At 67.6% G+C, this 19896-nt stretch carries 19 protein-coding genes; 10 read left to right on the forward strand and 9 right to left on the reverse strand.

The genetic code is table 11. The annotated features are described in order from the left end of the window. Positions 1-15 precede the first annotated feature (15 nt). The 4 genes from ASE48_RS03390 (at position 16) to ASE48_RS03405 (ending at position 4225) form a co-directional block, all read left to right on the forward strand. Complete coding sequence (locus ASE48_RS03390; protein ID WP_057165633.1) at positions 16-654, forward strand: TetR/AcrR family transcriptional regulator; 639 nt, start codon at positions 16-18, stop codon at positions 652-654. Between the two features lie 46 nt (positions 655-700). Then, entirely contained in the window at positions 701-1897 is a 1197-nt protein-coding gene (locus ASE48_RS03395) for an acyl-CoA dehydrogenase family protein (protein WP_057165968.1), read from the forward strand. A 144-nt stretch (positions 1898-2041) separates the two neighbouring features. Next, positions 2042-2797: an SH3 domain-containing protein gene (locus ASE48_RS03400; RefSeq protein ID WP_057165634.1), complete on the forward strand. Its 756-nt coding sequence runs from the start codon at positions 2042-2044 to the stop codon at positions 2795-2797. A gap of 405 nt (positions 2798-3202) precedes the next feature. Then, entirely contained in the window at positions 3203-4225 is a 1023-nt protein-coding gene (locus ASE48_RS03405) for a DUF5711 family protein (RefSeq protein ID WP_082613983.1), read from the forward strand. 10 nt (positions 4226-4235) lie between these two features. Here ASE48_RS03405 and ASE48_RS03410 read toward each other — a convergent pair whose 3' ends face one another. Then, positions 4236-4553 carry a hypothetical protein gene (locus ASE48_RS03410; RefSeq protein WP_057165635.1) on the reverse strand — a complete coding sequence of 106 codons (318 nt, stop codon included), beginning with the start codon at positions 4551-4553 and terminating at the stop codon, positions 4236-4238. Positions 4554-4657: 104 nt separating this feature from the next. Between ASE48_RS03410 and ASE48_RS03415 the strand changes: the two genes are divergently transcribed. Beyond that, on the forward strand, positions 4658-6286 hold the full coding sequence (locus ASE48_RS03415; protein ID WP_057165636.1) for a fatty acid--CoA ligase: 1629 nt from the start codon (positions 4658-4660) through the stop codon (positions 6284-6286). Positions 6287-6346: 60 nt separating this feature from the next. Here ASE48_RS03415 and ASE48_RS03420 read toward each other — a convergent pair whose 3' ends face one another. The 4 genes from ASE48_RS03420 to ASE48_RS03435 all read right to left on the reverse strand — a co-directional run bounded on the left by ASE48_RS03420 (position 6347) and on the right by ASE48_RS03435 (position 10907). After that, positions 6347-7537, reverse strand: a complete 1191-nt coding sequence (locus tag ASE48_RS03420) for a lipid-transfer protein (RefSeq protein WP_057165637.1) — start codon at positions 7535-7537, stop codon at positions 6347-6349. Positions 7538-7641: 104 nt separating this feature from the next. Further along, positions 7642-7977 (reverse strand): DUF732 domain-containing protein, encoded by a 336-nt coding sequence (locus tag ASE48_RS03425; protein ID WP_057165638.1) that lies wholly within the window; start codon positions 7975-7977, stop codon positions 7642-7644. Between the two features lie 97 nt (positions 7978-8074). Further along, complete coding sequence (locus tag ASE48_RS03430; RefSeq protein ID WP_057165639.1) at positions 8075-9709, reverse strand: serine/threonine-protein kinase; 1635 nt, start codon at positions 9707-9709, stop codon at positions 8075-8077. A 67-nt stretch (positions 9710-9776) separates the two neighbouring features. Continuing rightward, positions 9777-10907 carry a BTAD domain-containing putative transcriptional regulator gene (locus ASE48_RS03435; protein WP_057165640.1) on the reverse strand — a complete coding sequence of 377 codons (1131 nt, stop codon included), beginning with the start codon at positions 10905-10907 and terminating at the stop codon, positions 9777-9779. Between the two features lie 99 nt (positions 10908-11006). Here ASE48_RS03435 and ASE48_RS03440 point away from each other — a divergent pair, with 99 nt between their 5' ends. Further along, entirely contained in the window at positions 11007-12056 is a 1050-nt protein-coding gene (locus ASE48_RS03440) for an NAD(P)H-dependent amine dehydrogenase family protein (protein ID WP_057165641.1), read from the forward strand. On the opposite strand, the gene ASE48_RS03445 is transcribed toward ASE48_RS03440, so the two are convergent. Then, a complete protein-coding gene (locus tag ASE48_RS03445; RefSeq protein WP_057165642.1) occupies positions 12057-13103 on the reverse strand; it encodes a zinc-binding dehydrogenase in 1047 nt (348 codons plus the stop codon). It abuts the gene before it with no gap. Positions 13104-13211: 108 nt separating this feature from the next. Here ASE48_RS03445 and ASE48_RS03450 point away from each other — a divergent pair, with 108 nt between their 5' ends. Further along, positions 13212-14069 (forward strand): patatin-like phospholipase family protein, encoded by an 858-nt coding sequence (locus tag ASE48_RS03450; RefSeq protein WP_082614014.1) that lies wholly within the window; start codon positions 13212-13214, stop codon positions 14067-14069. On the opposite strand, the gene ASE48_RS03455 is transcribed toward ASE48_RS03450, so the two are convergent. Further along, positions 14066-15028 carry a patatin-like phospholipase family protein gene (locus ASE48_RS03455; RefSeq protein WP_057165643.1) on the reverse strand — a complete coding sequence of 321 codons (963 nt, stop codon included), beginning with the start codon at positions 15026-15028 and terminating at the stop codon, positions 14066-14068. The genes ASE48_RS03450 and ASE48_RS03455 overlap by 4 nt on opposite strands. Before the next feature lie 47 nt (positions 15029-15075). Here ASE48_RS03455 and ASE48_RS03460 point away from each other — a divergent pair, with 47 nt between their 5' ends. Further along, complete coding sequence (locus ASE48_RS03460) at positions 15076-16761, forward strand: SulP family inorganic anion transporter (RefSeq protein ID WP_057165644.1); 1686 nt, start codon at positions 15076-15078, stop codon at positions 16759-16761. 9 nt (positions 16762-16770) lie between these two features. Here the strand turns inward: ASE48_RS03460 and lpqV are convergent, their stop codons facing one another. After that, positions 16771-17193 carry a lipoprotein LpqV gene (gene lpqV, locus ASE48_RS03465; RefSeq protein ID WP_057165645.1) on the reverse strand — a complete coding sequence of 141 codons (423 nt, stop codon included), beginning with the start codon at positions 17191-17193 and terminating at the stop codon, positions 16771-16773. Between the two features lie 115 nt (positions 17194-17308). Here lpqV and ASE48_RS03470 point away from each other — a divergent pair, with 115 nt between their 5' ends. Beyond that, a complete protein-coding gene (locus ASE48_RS03470) occupies positions 17309-17845 on the forward strand; it encodes a cysteine dioxygenase (RefSeq protein WP_057165646.1) in 537 nt (178 codons plus the stop codon). A gap of 4 nt (positions 17846-17849) precedes the next feature. Continuing rightward, the gene (locus tag ASE48_RS03475) at positions 17850-18221 is read left to right on the forward strand and encodes a rhodanese-like domain-containing protein (RefSeq protein ID WP_057165647.1); all 372 of its coding nucleotides are present in this window, start codon (positions 17850-17852) and stop codon (positions 18219-18221) included. Here the strand turns inward: ASE48_RS03475 and ASE48_RS03480 are convergent. After that, positions 18204-19892, reverse strand: a complete 1689-nt coding sequence (locus tag ASE48_RS03480) for an alpha/beta hydrolase (RefSeq protein WP_057165648.1) — start codon at positions 19890-19892, stop codon at positions 18204-18206. The two genes, ASE48_RS03475 and ASE48_RS03480, sit on opposite strands and share 18 nt — an antisense overlap. Positions 19893-19896 lie beyond the last annotated feature (4 nt).

Genomic DNA, 19896 nt, shown 5'->3' on the forward strand with positions numbered 1-19896 from the left:
AGGTAGTCTGTGGGCATGGCCGAATCCGAACCCAAGCCGCACCGTGCCCGTCGGGCCGACAGTCGCGCGCTGATCTTGGACGCGGCCGTGCAGGCGTTGGTCAGCCACGGGTACGCCGGCGCGAGTACCGTGGTCATCCAGCGTCTGGCGGCTGTCTCGCGAGGTCGCCTGCTGCACTACTTCCCGTCCCGCGAACAACTGCTCGTGGCGGCAGCCCAGCGCCTCGCTGCGGAGCGCATCGGAGAAATGGAACTCTGGTTCGAGAGTGCGCCGACCATCGAGGCCGACGGGGTCGAGCGTATCGACTACGCTGTTGCCCTGCTGTGGAAGACCTTTCGGCAACCCTACTTCTGGGCAGCCATGGAGCTGTGGCTGGCCGCCCGAACGGATCCGGTCTTGCGTAGTGAGTTGGCGGCCTCCGAGCATCGGCTCGGGCGGGCAATCGAAAACGTCATCGCGACAATGTTCGGTCCGTCGCACAGCAGTCACCCGGCCTTCGCTGACACCCGTGATCTGCTCTTCACCAGCATGCGGGGGGTGGCACTCACCTATGCGATCGAGGACCGCGATCCTGATGCCGACCCGCACCTGCAGCGGTGGCAGGGTCTGGCTCGGACCCTGCTGGCAGAGACCGGCAATAACAGTCAGAACTGACTGTTATTGTGGCGTGGTGACCTCAATCCCGCGCACTCAGGACCGGATGACCCACGATGTCTGGCTGCCCGATGAGATCGTCGAGTTGCGGACCGAGGCCCGTGCCGCGGTGCAGCGCCAGGTGGTGCCGCACGCTCGCGAGATCGGCGAGCGCGAGGAATCGGCAGACAGCTTTCCGTGGACGGCCTTTCGCGGACTCGCCGACGAAGGAATGTTCGCCGTGCCGTTCGGGCCCGAATATGGACGCGGATTGAGCCACCCGATGCTCGGCACCTGCACCGTTGCCGAGGAGATCGCCTACCACTCGTCATCGCTGGCGGGTGTGTATGACGGCCAGTGCATCCTGGTCCCGCAGACCCTCGCCTTCGCCGCCGAGGAATTGCGCTCTCGACTGATCCCCGAACTGATCAGCGGAAGGGTGGCGTTCGCTTTCGCGACCACCGAACCCGACTCCAGTTCGGACCTGACTCCGCAGCGTCTGCACACCGTGGCGGAAGAGGTCAGCGGCGGATTTCTGCTCAACGGCCGTAAACGCTGGATCACCAACAGCGTGGTCGCCGGTTGGGTGTCGGTGCTGGTGCGGGCGGGTGCCGACGGCGATCGAGCGTCGATGCTGCTCGTCGACCTGTCCTCGCCCGGTGTCCGCGTCGGCGCTCCGGATCTCAAGATGGGTCACCGCGGCCAGATCACCGCCGACATCGTGTTCAGCGATGTGCATGTGCCGCGAGTCAATCTGCTCGGAGAAGTCGGCGGCGGGATGAGCGTCGCACTGTCGTCATTGGTACGCGGACGGATCGGCATCGGCGCAGCCGGTGTCGGGGTGGCGCAGGCCGCGCTGGACTTGGCGGTCCACCGACTGCAGACCCGGCAGGTCTTCGGCAATCCGCTGGGGGCCATGCAGCACTGGCAGTTTGTGATGGCGCAACGCGCCACCGAGATCGAGTGCGCCCGCACGCTCTATCAGAAAGCGGCGACGCTGATAGACCGCGGCCACCGTAGCGCCGAACCGGAAGCCGCGATGGCCAAGGCCTACGGCACCAGGCTCGCCAATGATCTGGTGCGTGAAGCAATTCAGATCCACGGCGCGGTGGGATTCGCCCGGCGGGTATCGGAGAGCGGCGAATCAGTGCGTTTGGAGGAGATGTACCGCGACGCGAAAATCCTGGAGATCTTCGAAGGTGCCAACGAGTTGCAGCAGTGGATCATCGCACGTCAGCTCATCGGCCGGGATGTCACCGGCTGACGCGGAGCGCTGGGCCTACCCGCATCCGGGGGCGCTTCAGGTATCAACTCGGCAAATACTTCGTGTGCTGCCAGCAAATTGATCGGGCCGGTTTTATGATTTTCCGGACCGGTGTCCGAAAGGCTTGCTGTGCACACGACTGGGATGTATCGGCGGTTGTTCCTGCTGGCCGCGTCGGCGGTGTTGCTGCCCGTCGCGCCGCCGGCTCTCGCGGCGCCGGAATCGGCGGAGAACTCGGCCACGGTCACGGTCAACACCGGTAGCCGGGACCTGAACGTGCGCTCGGCGCCGTCGACGACGAGTCAGCGGGTCGGCAGCATCCGGGACGGCGCCCGGATCACCATCACCTGTTACACGCGCGGGACGGTGTTCAACGGCGGCCCCTACGACATGTCCACCGATCTGTGGAATCGGTTGGCCGACGGTGGCTACGTCACCGACGCGATGCTGGACACCGGGTCGGATGACCCGGTTGTGCCACCGTGCGCCACCGAATCGATGCGTCCGGCAGAGCCGCGGGCCACGGGCAGAACCGTCGACAGCAACCCCGCCGACGAGGGGTCCGCGCTGTGGGGTGCCATGGAGAAGTGGTACTTCGCCTCCGGCAAGCGGTCCTATCCGGCGGTCGACGGCGCGCCACGGGACCTGGCCGCGTCGGCGCGGTCGGCAGGGTGGACCGTCGTCAAGGAACCCCGGGACCGCGCGCTGGTGGTGATACCGCCCGGTGTGCTGGACGCCCCGGACGCCGGCCACGTCGCGTGGGTGGACGCCACCTCCAGCCGTGCCGACGGGCTCTACCTGCGCATCACCGAGATGGCCGCGGCCGACAGGGCGCCGCACATCTGGTCGGGCCGCACCGTGCAGGCCGTTCCGGAGCTGTCCTACATTCTGCTGCCCTAGCGCACCGCTAATTTGTCAGCTATGTCAATACGCACCGGCACCGGTGCGGCTTTCATGATCGCCAAAGTTTGCTGACGTGTCGGCTGTGATCTGCGTTTCACTTTCCCGGCAAGGTCTGAGAATTCTTTGTGTGACGGCTGGGGTTTCCGGTCTGGCGTCGGTTAGCTGAACAGGCAAATGGGCAGTTGAGCGGCGCACGATGAGTTGCCACAAGCAGGTCACAACTGCATAACGATATTTTCCTGAGGGATGTCTGAGAGGTTAACCGCCGGCGACCACGGGGAGCGCCCATCGTCCGGATTGGGTACGTTCTTTCGTCGCTAGACTCGGTCCAAACGCGTTCAGCTCGAGCGCTGGCGACTGAATCAAGTGCCGGGATAGTCATCCGGCGGAGGTGTCGAAAAGATGGCAAGTGTTTTCGTGCGCGCCAATGCGGCCGCGCTCAACGACTCGCAGACCGCTTTCGCGGGTTCGGTCGCGGTGGACCGCGGCCCGATCGCCGACCTGGCAGCCAATGCCGACTCCATCGTGGTCGCCAACTACGGCGACGACAGCGTGACGGTGCTCCGTCCCGACAGCGCCGGCGCACCCGCCGTGGTGCCCGTCGACGGTGAGCCCTTCGCGGTGGCACTGACCGATGATCGCGCCTTCGTGGTGAGCAGCGACATCGAGGCCGACATCGTCCAGGTCATCGACACCCGCACCAACTCGGTGGTGGGCAACTACCCGCTGGCCCTCTCGGTCACCGCGGTGACGGCCGGTCCCGACGGCAAGCGTGCCTATGCCGCCCGCGCCGGACACGACCATGTGGACGTGGCCGTCATCGACATCACCGCCGACCGCGTCGGCACCGTCGACATCGGCGCAGGGGCCGGTTCCACCATCGACGCCCTCACCGTCGACCCGTCCGGCCGACGGCTGTACGTGGCCGTCACCACCAGCCGGGGCAGCCGGGTGGTGGTCGTCGACACCGAGACCGCCAAGGCACGCAAGTCGATCGCCTTCGGCGCGCCCATCCGGGACCTGGCCGTCTCGGCCGACGGCAACGTCTACGCGCTGACCTCCGATCTGCAGGCCCGCGGTGTCATCGAGGTCATCGACCCGAAGACCTTCGCGATCACCGCCAGCATCAGTGCCGGCACCCTGCCCATCCAGATGGCGCTGTCCGCCGACGGTGCGCGCGCCTACGTCGTCGACTACGACCAGGTCGCGGTGTTGTGCACGGTCACCCATGAGGTCGTGGAGACCATCACCGTCGGCGCCCGTCCGGTGTCCGCCGCGCTGAACGCCTCCGGGGACCGGCTCTACGTCGCCGATGTCGACGGCAGCGTCACCGCTTTCCGGGTGGCCGCACCGGCACCGATGTACTCCCCGTTCGACGCGGTGGCATTCGACGCCGTGCGCGAGCTGGCACCGGCCGGGGTCTGAGCTCCGCGGCTCAGCGGTTGCAGTCCAGCGACACCGAAATCGACTGACTGACCACGATTTCCACCAGCTCGCTGTCGCCGTTGCCGTGTGTGCCCCAGCCGTCGTCCTCGACGTTCACCCACCGGGTGACCCGCTGAGGGTTGCGGATGCCGGTGACGGTGCACTGCTCCAGCGGTGCGCTGCCGATCCGGTCGACGTTGACGGTGTAGCCCTGAGCCTCCAGCATCCCGATGGTCTCCAGGGCGGTCTGATCGGCCGCCGCCTGTGGTGGCGGCACCGCCAGCAAGGCGGCGGCGAGCAATCCGGCGGTCACTGTGATCGGACGCATGGCGCGCCCCCTGTCTGAGGTGCTCAAAGTCTTCTGCTCTGTACATCGCCGCCAGATGGTGAATCGTTGCAAACCGGGTCTTCGGGGGCGCTAACATCGCCCGCGTGCTGTCCACCATGCAGAACTGGCCCCTGACCATTGCCGCCATCCTGCGGCACGCCTGCGCGGTGAACGGCGACCGCGTCGTCACCACCGCCACCGGACAGGGCGGATACCGCAGCACCAGCTATCGCGAGCTCGGGGCACAGGTCGCCCAACTGGCCCACGGACTGCGCGGGCTCGGCATCGACGGGGATCAGCGGGTCGCCACCTTCATGTGGAACAACGCCGAGCACCTGGCGGTGTACCTGGCCGCCCCGGCGATGGGTGCCGTGCTGCACACGCTGAACATCCGGCTCTCCGCCGAACAGATCGCCTTCATCGCCAACGAGGCCGAGGACCAGGTCATCGTGGCGGATGCGTCGCTGATACCGCTGCTGGCTCCGGTGCTTCCCCTGCTGAGCACGGTGCACACGGTCATCGTCGCCGGTGACGGGGACACCGGACCGCTCGATGACGCCGACGTGCGGGTGCTGCGCTACGCCGACGTGCTGGAGGGGCAGCCCGGCCAGTTCGACTGGCCTGATGTCGACGAGAACTCCGCGGCGGCGATGTGTTACACCAGCGGGACCACCGGAAATCCCAAAGGCGTTGTCTACAGCCATCGTTCGACGTATCTGCATTCGCTCAGCACCTGCACCGCCAACGCTCTGGATGTCAGCAGTGGCGATGTGGTGTTGCCGATCGTACCGATGTTCCACGCCAACGCCTGGGGGCTGGCCTACGCGGCCCTGATGGCCGGCGCCGATCTGGTGATGCCGGACCGCTTCCTGGACGGTGCCTCGTTGATCGAACTGATCGAGTCGCGCAGGCCCACCGTGGCCGGTGCGGTGCCGACGATTTGGAACGATGTGATGCACTGCCTGGAAAAGAGCCCGGGCCACGACGTTTCGTCATTGCGCCTGGTCGCCTGCGGCGGATCTGCGGTGCCGTTGTCGCTGATGCAGACATTCGAGCGGGAGCACGGGGTGTACATCCAGCAGGCGTGGGGCATGACGGAGACCTCGCCATTGGCGACGGTGGCCAAACCGCTGCCCGGCGTCGCCGAGGACCGGCACTGGGCGATGCGCATCACCCAGGGCCGACCGATGTGCGGGGTGGAGGTCCGCGTCGTGGACGACGCCGGTGACCCCATGCGCAACGACGGAGAATCGGTGGGCGAGTTGGAGGTTCGGGGACCATGGATCACCGGCGGCTACTATCTGGGCCGGGACGCCGAGAAGTTCGCCGGCGGCTGGCTGCGTACCGGCGATGTGGGCCGCATCGATACCGACGGTTTCGTGACGCTGACCGACCGCGCCAAGGATGTCATCAAATCCGGCGGTGAATGGATCTCCTCGGTGGAACTGGAGAACCACCTGATCGGCCACCCCGGCGTGCTGGAGGCCGCCGTCGTCGGGGTGCCCGACGAGCGGTGGCAGGAACGCCCGCTGGCCGTCGTGGTGCTGGAGGAGGGTGCCGCCCATAGTCCCGAGGAGCTACGGGAGTTCCTGGCCGACAAGGTGGTTCGCTGGTGGCTACCGGAGCGGTGGACCTTTGTCGAGCAGGTGCCGCGCACCAGTGTGGGCAAGTACGACAAGAAGACCATCCGCGCCCGGCACGCAGACGGTGACTACGAGGTGATCACCCTCTAGCGATTTGTGGAGTTTCAGTCGGAATCATTCCGACTGAAACTCCACAAATCGCAAGGAAAGTCAGCGCTCGGCGCGCTGGTAGGCGGTCACCACCGCCGCGCCGCCGAGCCCGATGTTGTGTTGCAGTGCGGCGCTGACGTTGTCGACCTGGCGCTTGTCGGCGGTGCCGCGCAGCTGCCAGGTCAGTTCGGCACACTGCGCCAGGCCGGTCGCGCCGAGTGGATGTCCCTTGGAGATCAGCCCACCTGAGGGGTTGACCACCCAGCGTCCACCGTAGGTGGTGTCGTTGTCGTCGATGAGCTTCGGCGCCTCGCCCTCGCCGCACAGGCCGAGCGCCTCGTACAGCAGCAACTCGTTGGCGGAAAAGCAGTCGTGCAGTTCGATGACCTGGAAGTCCTCGGGTCCCAGCCCGGACTGTGAGTAGACCTGCTGCGCGGCTTGCACATTCATGTCATAGCCGATGATGTTGGCGGCGCTGCCGTCGAAGGTGGAGGCGAAATCGGTGGTCATCGCCTGACCGACGATCTCCACGGCCTGCTCGGCCAGACCGTGCTTGGCCACGAAGTCCTCGCTGACCACGATCGCGGCGCCCGATCCGTCCGAGGTCGGTGAGCACTGCAATTTTGTCAGCGGGTCGGAGATCATCTTGGCGCCCAGGATGTCATCGAGGGTGTACTCGTCCTGGAACTGGGCGTACGGGTTGTTCACCGAATGCTTGTGGTTCTTGTAGCCGATTTTTGCGAAATGCTCTGCGGTGGTGCCGTACTTCTTCATGTGCTCGCGCCCGGCCGCACCGAACATCCACGGCGCCACCGGGAAGGCGAACTCGTCGATCTCGGCCAGCGCCTTCACATGTCTGCCCAGCGGTGACTCGCGGTCATCGGCGCCGCCGCCGAGCGAGCCGGGCTGCATCTTCTCGAAGCCCAGCGCGATGACGCAGTCGGCCAGTCCGCCCCGGATCGACTGCGCCGCAAGGTAGAGCGCCGTGGAACCGGTGGAGCAGTTGTTGTTGACGTTGACGATCGGGATACCGGTCATGCCGAGCTCGTACAGCGCGCGCTGGCCCGAAGTGGAATCGCCGGAACAGTATCCGACGTAACCCTGCTGAACCTGGCTGTAGTCGATGCCGGCGTCCGCGAGCGCCTTGGTGCCCGACTCGTTGGCCATCTGGGGGTAATCCCAGCCCTCGCGCCGGCCCGGCTTCTCGAATTTGGTCATTCCGACACCGACGACAAATACCCGGTTGGCCATCTGTGGCACCTTTCGCTCCGTTGCGTTGGGCCTCAACATAACGCGTGACCATTTCCCGTCGCTACGCTCGCCCCGGTACGTTTCCCGTCGCTACGCTCGCCCCGTCACGCGAATGCGCCGGTGTGCTGCGGGCAGTAGTAGCCGATCGACATGACGATGAACGCCGCGGCCTGCCGCGTGTTCAGATCGGTGTGCTCCAGGATGTCCAGGCCGATGTCGGCGGCGCGGGCCCCGGAGTCCAGTTCGGCGCACACCTCGTGCGCGTTGGAGATGACCTCGACCGCCGACTCATAGGAGATGCCCTCGTAGCGGATATCGGCCAGGAACGCCGCGTCGTCGGCGGAGGTAACCGCGCTCGCGGTGCCGGCGCAGGCGAGGCCGACGGTGCCGGCGACCAGTGCGAGACCGGCCGCCCGGGTCAGGCGCTGAACTGCGAACATTTTTTCCCCTGAATGTCTGAGCCCGGCGTGATCCGGGGTGACATCAGGGTCCAACGACGTCCTTGACGGATTCTTGGAACGCGCTTGGTGCCGCGCCTCAGCCGTAGGCGAGCCACCATTGATGCAGCTCGTCGATGTTCGGGCCCTGGGCGTTGCCGAGCAGCAGACCGTCGTTCTTGGTCCAGGTGAGATCGGGGCTGTCGTTGTAGGTGCCGCAGGCGATGGAGCCCTCGGCCTTCTGCGGGGTATCGGTGTAATGCCAGGTGGTGGGGGAGTCCATGGTGCTGTTCGGGCACGGCATCAGCGCCGCGGTCTCGCCGATCGCCTCGTCGAAGTTGGCCCGCAGCGCACCCTGATCGGGGAACGTCGAGTACCTCGAGGCGACGGGACCGCCGGGCAGGTTCGACGGCCCGCAGTCCACGGTCGCCAGCGCACCGGGCACCGGCGGATCCACCGCCTGGCACACGCCCGCGTCATAACCCTGCGGGAGCATGCCGAACAGGCGGTCCTGCAAGGTCCCCGGATCGGGCGCCCGGGTCCGGGTGGTGCGCTCGGTGCTGGGGGCCGCTGACGTCGTGGTCGTCGGCGCGGCCTTGGTGTCCTCGGGCTTGACCGCGAAGTAGATGCCCACCGCGGCGAGCACCAGGGCCAGCACACCCGCGGCGGCCGCGATGGGCAGCCACGGGGTCTTCTTCCTGGGCTGCGGCGGGCGGCCGGGTGGCGGGGTGTGCCAATTCGGCGGCGGAGGTGGCGGCGGTGCGGCGTAGAACGGAGCGGGAGTGGCGCCGGGTGGTGGTGTCGCCCCGAACGGCGGTGGCGGCGGGGGCGCACCGAACCGGGGGCCCGGCATCGTCGCCGCTTCACCGCGTTGCACGATATGGGCCGCCTGGTCCTGGTCCCGCACGCTCAACGCGTCGGTGGCTGCGGCGGCCAGATCCCCGGCGCTGGCGAACCGCTCGGCCGGTTTCTTGGCCATCCCGCGGGACACGACACCGTCGAATGCCGAGGGGATACCGGGCCGTGTCCGGCTCGGGGCCGGGATCGGCTGCATCAGGTGCGCGGTGATCACCATGCTCACGCTGTCCCCGGGATAGGGCTGGGAGCCGGTCAGGCATTCGTGCAGGACGCAGGTCAACGCATACACATCGGCGCGGTAGGTCACCTCGTCGCTGGTGAATCGTTCGGGTGCCATGTACGCGTAAGTGCCTACCGCGGTGCCCAATTCGGTCAGCTTCTCGTCACTGGCGGCATTGGCGATACCGAAGTCCACCAGATAGGCGAAGTCATCCCGGGTGATGAGGATGTTCTCCGGTTTGACGTCCCGGTGCATGATGCCGCTCTCGTGCGCGGCGTCCAGCGCCGAGGCGATCTGGCGCACGATCGCCACCGCGCGAGCCGGTGTCATCGGCCCGTAGCTCTTCAGGATCTTGCGCAGATCGGCGCCGTTGATCATGCGCATGTCGACGTAGAGCACGCCGTCGATCTCGCCGTAGTCATGGATCGGCACCACATGGGGTTCCTGTAGCCGGCCCGCCGAATGTGCTTCGCGCTGTAGGCGTTTGCGGAACACCGGATCGTGGGACACGCCTTCGGGCAGCAGTTTCAGCGCGACGATGCGGTCCTTCTCGGTGTCCTCGGCTTCATAGACTTCGCCCATGCCGCCGCGTCCGATCAGTCGCCGCAGTCGATAACGGCCGAAATCCGTACCCTCCCGTGACGTCGGCCCGGTCATTGCCTGCTCCTACTCGGTGTGTCGGCTCATCACATTAACGGTTCCGCACAGTGCCCACAGGGGAAGCTCAGTGGGCCGGCGCGAGCTCGAACACGAATTCGTGGTCGCACACCCGGACGCGGTCGCCACTGGTGAGGGTGGCGGTGCCGCGGATACGGTGTCCGGCCACCTCGACACCGTTCGCCGATCGCAGGTCGGTGATGACATAGCTGGTGCCGGTGTCGATGATGACGGCGTGGTGACGGCTCACGCTGACGTCGTCGAGCACGATGTCGTTGTCGGGTAACCGGCCGATCCGCGTGGCCGCCGACAGCAGCGGATAGACACGCCCCGACGCCGCCCGCATGTGGGCGGGGGCGGACTGCGCACCGGTCGCGGTGCGCATGTCCACATCGATCTTGTGTACTGCCGTGGTGCGGGCGGCCTGGCGGGTGTTGATCGGCTCCTGGCGCAGAATGCGTTCGGACAGCGCCCGCGCCGAGGGGCCGGGATCGAGACCGAGATCCTCGGCCAGCGTGGAGCGCAACCGCTGATAGGCATCCAGCGCGTCGGATTGCCGCTCGCTGACGTAGTAGGCGGTGATCAGCTGCGTCCACAGCGGTTCGCGGTAGGGATGCTCGGTGACGAGGGACTCCAGCGTGGCAATGACGGCATGGCCACGGTTGCAGGCGATCTCGGCCTCGGCGTGCGCAGTGTGCGCCACGACCTTGTCCTCGATGAGCGCGGTGGCGAACGGCCCGACGAACTCGAAATCGCGCAGGTCGTCGAGGACCGGTCCGCGCCACTGAGCCAGCGCCGCGGCCAGGTGACTGCTGGCCTGTTCGAACTGACCGGCCGCGGCCGCCTGTACGCCGGCATTCTTGGCCGCCACGAAGCGCCCGAGATCGCACCCGTCATCGGTGACGGTCAGCCGGTAACCCGGCGGCGCGCTGGCCAGGATCATCCGGCCGTCCGAACCTGCGCTGCTGATCAGCTTGCGCAGGTTGGAGATGTAGGAATGCAGGCTGGCCTTGGGCTCTGGCGGCGGGTACTGCTCCCAGGCCGCGCCGACCAGGGCGTCACTGCTGATCGGACGGTTGCGGCTCATCACCAACATGGCCAGCACCGCCCGCTGCTTCGGCGTGCCCAGCGCCACCGGTGTTCCGTCGATGCTCAGCTGCAGCGGGCCGAGCACCCCGAAGTCCAAGCCGCTGCTCATGGAGGGGCGCCGTTCATGAAACAGCATTGTGCCCGGATGCCCGCGAACCCGGCCCGGATAGTGGTAGAACGTGTTCTAGTTTTGGCGAAAGGCGAGATTATGGCGTTGCGGGTTGTGCAGTGGGCCACGGGCGGCGTCGGCGTCGCCGCCATCAAGGGTGTGCTTGAGCACCCCGACCTGGAACTGGTCGGTTGCTGGGTGCATTCGGAAGCCAAACACGGCCGCGACGTCGGCGAACTCGTCGGCGGCGAACCACTCGGGATCATCGCGACCAACAACGTCGATGAGATTCTGGCCCTGGACGCGGACGCCGTCGTCTACGCGCCGCTGATGCCCAACCCCGACGAGGTGGCCGCGCTGCTGCGCTCGGGCAAGAACGTGGTCACCCCGGTCGGCTGGGTCTATCCGAGCGAGAAGCAGGCCGCACCACTGCGGGAGGCCGGCCTGGCGGGCGGCGCGACGCTGCACGGCACCGGGATCGCCCCCGGCGGCATCAGTGAGAAGTTCCCGCTGTTGTTCTCGGTGATGTCCACCGGGGTGACGTTCGTGCGGGCCGAGGAGTTCTCCGACCTGCGCACCTACGACGCGCCCGATGTGGTGCGCCACGTCATGGGGTTCGGCGACACCCCGGACAAGGCGCTGTCGGGCCCCATGCAGAAGCTCCTCGACGGTGGGTTCATCCAAGCCGTCCGGATGTGCGTCGACGCGTTCGGCTTCAACGCCGACCCGAAAATTGTTGCCCGTCAAGAGATTGCCGTGGCCACGGCGCCGATCGACTCGCCGATCGGGGTCATCGAACCCGGCCAGGTCGCAGCTCGCAAGTTCCACTGGGAAGCCGTCGTCGGGGATCAGGTCGTGGTGCGGGTGACGGTCAACTGGCTGATGGGCGAGGAGAACCTCGCTCCGGCATGGGATTTCGGGCCCGAAGGGCAGCGCTACGAGATGGAGGTGCGCGGCAACCCCGATTTCACGGTGTCCATCAAGGGCTTCCAGGGTGAGGTGGGCGAGGACGGTCCCGAGCCCGGCGTCGTCGCCACCGCCGCGCACTGCGTCAACTCCATCCCCGCGGTGTGCGCCGCACCGCCCGGGGTGGCGACCTACCTGGACCTGCCGCTGTTCAGCGCGAAGGCCGCACCCGGCCTGGGCTAGTCAGGGCTGGACCAGAATCCGGATGGGATCGCCGTCGGCGCGCTCCAGCTTTTCGATCCCGGCGGCCACCTCCTCCAGCGACACGATTTCGCTGATGGACCGGCTCAGATCGAGGCGCCCCAGTGAGACCAGGTTGGCCAGGGTCGCGATATCGGCGTTCTGATAACCCAGGTGCCCCAGCACCTGCTTACGGGTCAGGTTGAAGAACGAGGTCGGCCCGATGCTCGGTGCATCGGCGCTCATGCCCACCCCGACCAGTCGTCCGCCCATGGTCAGACTGGCCAGTGCCTGATCGAAGGTGGACCCGAGACCGACTGCGTCGAAAGCGATGTCGAGGCCACGGCCCCCGGTGAGTTCGGCGATCTTCTCGCCCAGCGCGCCGTCGCGGGCGTCGAAGGCGTAGTCGGCGCCCAGTGCGAGCGCCCGGTCCAGCACGGCCGGCTTGATATCGACGGCGATGATGGGCGCCGCGCCGACCAACCGGGCCAACTGAACGATGTGGGTCCCGACCCCGCCGACACCCCACACGCCGACCGATTCGCCGATGCCGACCTTCCCGGTGCGCACCACGGCGCCGTACGGAGTCGACACGGCATCGGCCAGGATCGCCGCCTGCTCCAACGGCACATTGTCCGGAACCCGGGTCAGCCCGAAGGCCTGCGCGACGGTGTACTGCGCCCACGCGCCGTCATAGGCGAAGGCCATCAGTCGGATGCGCAGGCAGTTGCCGAAGTCCCCGCGGGCGCAGTTGGGACAGCCCTGGCAGGGCCGCCCGGCGGCCACCACCACCCGGTCGCCCTCGGCCCAGCCCGTCACCCCGGGACCGAGCGCGGCAACAGTGCCCGACGCCTCGTGTCCCTGGGTGACCACCGGCAGCTGCGACGGAAAGGTGCCGTTGATGAGGCTGAGGTCCGAGTGGCAGATACCGCAGAACGCCACCTTGACGAGCACTTCGCCCGGGCCCGGCTCGGGTATCGGAACATCTTCGACCGCAATAATTTTGGTGTCGGCATAGAACCGTTGGGCGCGCATCGTCTGAGTGCTCATTTTGCTCCTGTCGCTGTAGGGCCATGATGGCGCACCAACGGGCGGCGGGGCAATGACCGGGTGGCGTCGCACCGACGGCTGACCGGTGCTCGTCGGCCAACTGGCACACTGGCCGATGTGACACGTGCACTGATTCTGGCCGGCGGCGGGCTGGCGGGCATCGCCTGGGAGACCGGGGTGCTCGCCGGGATCGCCGACGAGGCGCCGCGGGTTGCCGACGCCCTGCTGAATTCTGATGTATTGCTGGGGACCTCGGCCGGTTCGGCGGTGGCGGCCCAGCTCGGCAGCGGCGCGGCCCTTGCCGAGCTGTACGCCCGTCAGATCGCCGAGGAATCTCACGAGATCGACTCCGGCGTCACCATCGACGACATCACCGAGGTGTTCCTCAGTGCGCTCGGCGACGCCGGTAGCACCCTGGAACGGTTGCGTCGCATCGGCGATATCGCGCTGGCCGCCGACACCGTGCCCGAGCAGGTGCGCCGCGAGGTCATCGCGCACCGGCTGCCCTCGCACGAGTGGCCGGACCGGGATCTGCGCATCACCGCCATCGACACCGCGACAGGTGAACTCGTGGTCTTCACCCGCGAATCCGGCGTTGCGCTGGTCGATGCGGTTGCCGCCAGTTGCGCGGTGCCCGGCGCCTGGCCGACCGTCACCATCGGGTCGCGCACGTTTATGGACGGCGGGGTGGGCAGCGCGGTCAACATGTCCGCCGCCGCCGACTGCACCACGGCGGCGGTGCTGGTGCCCGCCGGTGAAACGGCGCCGTCCCCGTTCGGCGACGGCGCGGGCGCTGAGATCGCGGCCTTCCCCGGCGCGACCTTCGCCGTCTTCGCCGACGACTACGCGCTCGTCGCCTTCGGAAGCAACCCGCTGGATCCGCGGTGCCGGCGGCCCTCGGCGGTCGCCGGTCGTGCGCAGGGCCGCCGGGTGGCAGCAGCCGTCGGGGCGTTCCTGGGCGGTTAACCGAGCGCGTCCAGGGCGGCCGCAGCCAACTCCTGGCCGATCTCGATGACCTCTTCGGCGCGGTGGTATTCCAGGCTGCGGCAGGCGTTGCGCGGCACCTCGATCAGCAGATCGGGCGGGTAGGTGGCCAGCGTGTGCCGGGCCAGCGCCGATTGGGCGATATCGATGGTGCGATTCATGATCTCGAAACTTCCCAACCGCGGCAGCTCGGGAATCCCGGTGTCGCTCAACGGCTCGGCGGCTCCGGCCGCATCGTCGAGCGAGCTGCTGAACCGGCTGAGCACCGACTTGGCGGCCGGGCTGTCCATCACCCGCTGCGCCGTGGACGTGTCGAGCAAAGCCGTTGTGCTACGCCACATCCGGCTCAGCCACTCGGTGGTCACCCGGGGCTCGTGTTCACTCAACCGAACCGCCGGATCGCCGCCGGACAAACTCACCGCGATGGTCAGGTCGGCGTTGACCGCGGAGAGGGGCGCCATCGGCAGCGGATCCAGGATGCCGCCGTCGGCCAGCAGCCGTCCGTCCAGCACATGCGGGGTGAAAATGCCGGGGATCGCGATCGAGGCCCGGATCGCGTCATCGAGCGGACCGCGCTGCAACCACACCGACTTCCCGGCGATCAGGTCGGTGGCCACCGAGGTGTAGGGGATGGGTAGCGATTCGATGGTGACGTCGCCGAGGATCTCGCGCACCGCATCGAGGATCTTCTCGGCGCGCAGCACACCCGGCGACGTCAACGACGGATCCAGCAGCCGCAGCACTGCCCGCTGAGTCAATGATCCTGCCCAGTGCGCGAATTCATCGAGTTTGCCGGCGGCATGCAATCCGCCGACAAGGGCGCCCATGGAGGACCCGGCGACGCCGACGATCTCGTAGCCACGCTCGTTCAGTTCGTTGATCACCCCGATGTGCGCGTAGCCGCGTGCACCTCCGCTGCCCAGCGCCACTGCGATTCGCATGCCTCCATTCTGGTGCACCCGCCGCCACCGTCGGCGAGACTGTGACGATGGCAATCGGAATGCCGAAGCGTCTGGGTAAGCCCACGCCGCGCGATGCGCTCGCCGGCCTGGTCACCGGGCTGTTCTCCATCCCCGAGGGGATGGCCTACGCCAGCATCGGTGGGTTCAACCCGGTGGCCGGAATCTATGCCGGCATCGTGCCCGGCATCATCGGATCGTTGTTCGCCCGCACCGTGCTGATGGTGACCACCCTGACCAGTGCGATCGCGCTGACGTCGCGCAGCGTGCTGGAGGACGCCGGTCTGGATCCCGCCGACCCGTCCAACATCGCCGCGCTGGCCGTCATCGTCGGCGTCGTCATGCTGATCTTCGGGCTGCTCAAATTCGGCTCGATCATGAGCTTCGTGTCCAACGCGGTGATGACCGGCTTCTCCACCGGCATTGCGGTGCAGATCATCGCGGGGGTGCTGGGCGACGCCACCGGGTACAAACCCGTCAGCGACAACACGATCGGAAAGTTCATCGATTCGCTGGCCCATATCGGGCTGTGGCACCCGGCGGCCGCTGCGGTCGCCGCCGGCACCGTCGCAGTGTGGGCGGTCTTCCACTTCATCAAGCCGGTGCGGTCGTTCGCGACGCTGCTGGCGCTGGTCATCGTGACCGCGGTCGTCGCCGTTGCCGGTACCGATGTGGAGACGGTGGGCGATATCGCGTCCATCGCCAATGCCCTTCCACCGCTGACGGTTCCCGACTTCGCCGTCATGCCCGAGCTGTTCATGGGCGGTGTCGCGGTGGCTCTGGTGGCGCTGGCACAGGCCGCAGGGATCTCTGCCGCGGTGCCGAATCCGGACGGCAGCCGCACCAACATGAACGGTGACTTCCTCGCCCAGGGTGCGGCCAACGCCGTCGGCGGCATGTTCGGGGCGCTGCCGGCCGGTGGCTCACTGTCGCGCACCGGTGTCGCCACCTCCGCCGGGGCGCAGACCCGGTGGGCGGGCATCTTCGCCGGACTGTGGCTGGCCGTCCTGGTGCTGGTGGCCGGATCGGCGGCCGAGATCATCCCGATGCCGGTGATCGGCGGGCTCATCCTGGTCATCGGTGCGGAACTGGTGATCGGGCGGTGGCCCGATATCAAGCTGGTGCTGCAGGTCGCACCGCTGTCTGCGGTCGCCATGATCATCACCTTTGTCGCCACCACCGAGCTCCCGCTGCACACCGCGATCCTGATCGGCGTCATCACCTCACTGGTGCTGTACTGCGCCAAGGCGGCCAAGGCCGCCCAACTCGTGGCGCTGCAGCCCGCCGATGAGCAGGGTGTCTGGCGCGTCGTGCCGATGCCGAAACGCTGCGCCAGCAATGAGGTCACCGTGCTGCACTACGCCGGGGTGGGGCTGTTCGCCGAGGTCGCGCGCATCGACGAGGAATGGCCGCGCATCGACGGCAGCCGCAATGCGGTGGTGGTGCTGAGCATGCGCATGCTGCCCGACGTGCCGTCATCGGTGGCGATCAAGGCCCTGCGCCGGTGGGCCGCCGAACTGACGGCCAATCACGGACGGCTCATCATCGCCGGCGTCACTCCCGCCGTCGCGCAGGTGCTGACCCGGGGCGGGCTGGCCGAGGTGCTGGGTCCCGACGGCATCGTGGAGGGCACCGATGAGGTGCTGGGCGCCCTGAACACCGCCGTCGCACGGGGGCGGGATTGGATCGCCGGGCGGCCGTTAGGCTCGCCGTGATTCCAAACGTCAGCCGCACTCTTCGTTGGCTGCGGCGTTGGCGGCCATGATGACCGCGGCCTGCTGGCCGGGGGTCAGCTCGGGCCACGCGATGTCGAAGGTGCCCGGCCCGGGCGCACCGGGGGCCTGCACCGTCTGCAGGTAGGCCTCCACCGTGCCGTTCTGCGCGTCGAACCATGCCCTCGCGGCAAGACAGGCCTGGCCATAGCCGGATTCGGTGGCGTCCGCGGGTGCGCCGACACCCGTCGTCACCCCGCCCGGCGAGACCTGGACCGCACCGTCGGGCACCTGCCCCTCCTCGGACTGCGGTGCCGCCTCCGTGGTGGTGGTGCTCGGTGTGGACGTGTCGGGGGCAGGTTCCTCGGTGCTGGGCGAGCACCCGCTCAGGAGAGCGGCGGCGGCTGCTGTCACGAGGATCGGGTAGCGGCGCATACCGCCAATCTATGCAACACTCGCGGCCATGACGGAGGGGACCGGATTTCAGGAGTGTTGTCGCGCTGCGTAAGCACCGACCACCCACCCGTTTCCGTTCTCCTGGAGTCCCATCATGGTTGCCCCACTGCTGGCCCCCACCCTTTCGCCCGCCGTCTCGGCCCCCACGCGTCTCCGCGTGCCCGATCTGCTGCAGGCCACCGACCGCTGCGCCGACGATGTGCTGTCGGGGCGCTATGACCGGTTGCTCCGCGGTGGCCGGTTGCCCACCGACGAGCGCTGGTACAGCCGGCTCTACGGCGACGACGAGCTCGACATCTGGTTGATCAGCTGGGTGCCGGACAAGTCGACCGAACTGCACGATCACGGCGGATCGCTGGGTGCGCTGACGGTGGTCTCGGGTGCGTTGCAGGAGACCCGCTGGGACGGCCACGGGCTGCGCAACCGTGAGTTGACAGCCGGTGATCAGGCGGGCTTCCCGCTGGGATGGGTGCACGACGTGGTGTGGGCGCCCGCCCCCACCCCGGTGCCCGTCACGTTGAGCGTGCACGCCTATTCGCCACCGCTGACGGCCATGTCCTACTACGGTGTGACCGAGCGGAACACACTGCGCCGCAACCGCACCGAACTCACCGACGCCCCGGAGGGATGAGCAGATGCCCAGTCGTATCGAGGCGGTGCTCGACGCCGCCCGCGCCCGGTTGCAGCGGGTCGAGGCGGTGGATGTACCTGCCGCGCTGCAACGTGGGGCAGTGCTCGTCGACATCCGGCCGGCCGCCCAGCGGGCCGCCGAGGGCGAGGTTCCGGGTGCGTTGCTGATCGAGCGCAATCATCTGGAATGGCGCTGCGATCCGACCAGCGACGCCCGCATTCCGCAGGCCGTCGGCGATGACGTGGAATGGATCGTGGTGTGCTCGGAGGGCTACACCTCCAGCCTGGCCGCCGCCGCGTTGCAGGACCTCGGTCTGCACAAGGCGACCGATGTCATCGGCGGCTATCACGCATTGAAGTCAGCTGCTCTCGTCTGAGCGCAGGGTCGGGCGCAGCTTCTCGGTCTTCTCCGGAGTCCACCCCGGTGGCTGCAGAATCGCCGCCCAGGCGTTGGCGACGTCGCGCACGTAGACGTGACCGTGTCCGTCGGGCACGTCGACCGCGACCGCCATGTCCGCGGACACCTGCAGGAACGTCACCACCGGGATCCATTCCATGCGCGGGGACACGTCGTACCCACGGGGTTCGCGCAGCCAATCCGGTTTGGAGAACAGCAGATCCGGGTTCCACCAGGCGATCGGATCGGACGCGTGCTGCAGGTACACCGCCCGCGGCTGCCCCCACGGGTCGTCGGGCCTGCTCAGGTCTTCGGAGGCCTTGGCCGAGAACCGGACGTTCTCCCCTTTGTCGAAGATGGGCAGCCACTGCGGGGAGCCCGCGTCGCGGTTGATGGTCAGGTTGGTCCAGATGGTGTTCTTGAACGTGGGTCCGGAGAACAGTGCGCCGTCGGTGCGGGCGATGAGGTTGTTCAGGGCCAGGAACGGTGTTTCGCCGCCGAACGAGCCCAGGCTCTCCCCGAAGACCACCAGCTTGGGCCGGTCCGCTTCGGGCAGCGCGCGCACCAGCGCGTCGACCGCTTCGAACAAGGCCTGCCCGGCCTGCCGGGCGTTCTCCTGGTCGACCAGGAAGGAGATCCAGCTGGGCAGGAACGAATACTGCATCGAGACGATCGCGGTGTTGCCGTTGTACATGTACTCCAGTGAGGACGCCTCGGCCTCGTTGATCCAGCCGGTGCCGGTGGTGGTGGCCACCGCGATGACGTCGCGGTCGAGCCCGCCGGTGCGCCGGAGCTCCTCGGCGGCCAGCGCGGCGGTGGCCTTGATGCCGTCGGCGGAGTTCAGCCCGGCGTAGGCGCGGATCGGTTCGGTGGCCGGTGCGCCGTTGAATTCGGAGAGCTCCGCCACCGTCGGCCCGCCGGCCACGAAGTTGCGGCCCTGATGTCCCAGCGATTCCCAACTCACCAGCGACTGCGGCCCGCCGGAGCGCAAAGGGGTTGTGGGAGCGGGGTTGTCGGGATCGTCTTCGTTGTTCACGCTTTCGAACGTGTTGTTGATGGTGCTCATCGCGAATCGCACCACGATGCCGTTGAGCAGGGCGATCGTGAGGGCGAGCACCAGGGCCACCGCGATCACGCCGGACACCCGCGGTGGCGCGACCCGTTCCAGCTGGCGCACCAGGTAGCGCACCAATTTGCCTACCAGCTGGCCGATCTCGACGAACATGAACAGGAACACGATGGCCAGCACCGCGGTCAGCGGGTGATCCCAGAAGGCGAGCCGCGGCACGCCCATCAGGTCACGGATATCGTCCTGCCAGACGTGGAAGTAGACGATCGCGGCGATCTGTCCGATGACACCGACCACGAGCAGGATCAGCCAGGCCCGCTTCGGCGGCGCCGGCGTGCTGTCCCGCGAGAGCATGTAGCGGAACAGCCAGACGCCGAAAACCCCGAGGCCATAGCCGATACCGCCGGCCGCACCGCTCACCAGACCCTGGAACAGTGGGCCGCGGGGCAGCAGTGACGGAGTCAGCGACAGCCAGATGAACACCAGGCCGACGGCGGTGCCGGTGAAGGTGTAATGCCGTGTCCACCAGTCGCGCTTTACGGGCGCTTCGATGGCTTGCGGCTCAGCGGCGGTGACATTCACCGCT

The sequence above is a fragment of the Mycobacterium sp. Root265 genome (genome assembly GCF_001428895.1).
Taxonomy (GTDB): domain Bacteria; phylum Actinomycetota; class Actinomycetes; order Mycobacteriales; family Mycobacteriaceae; genus Mycobacterium.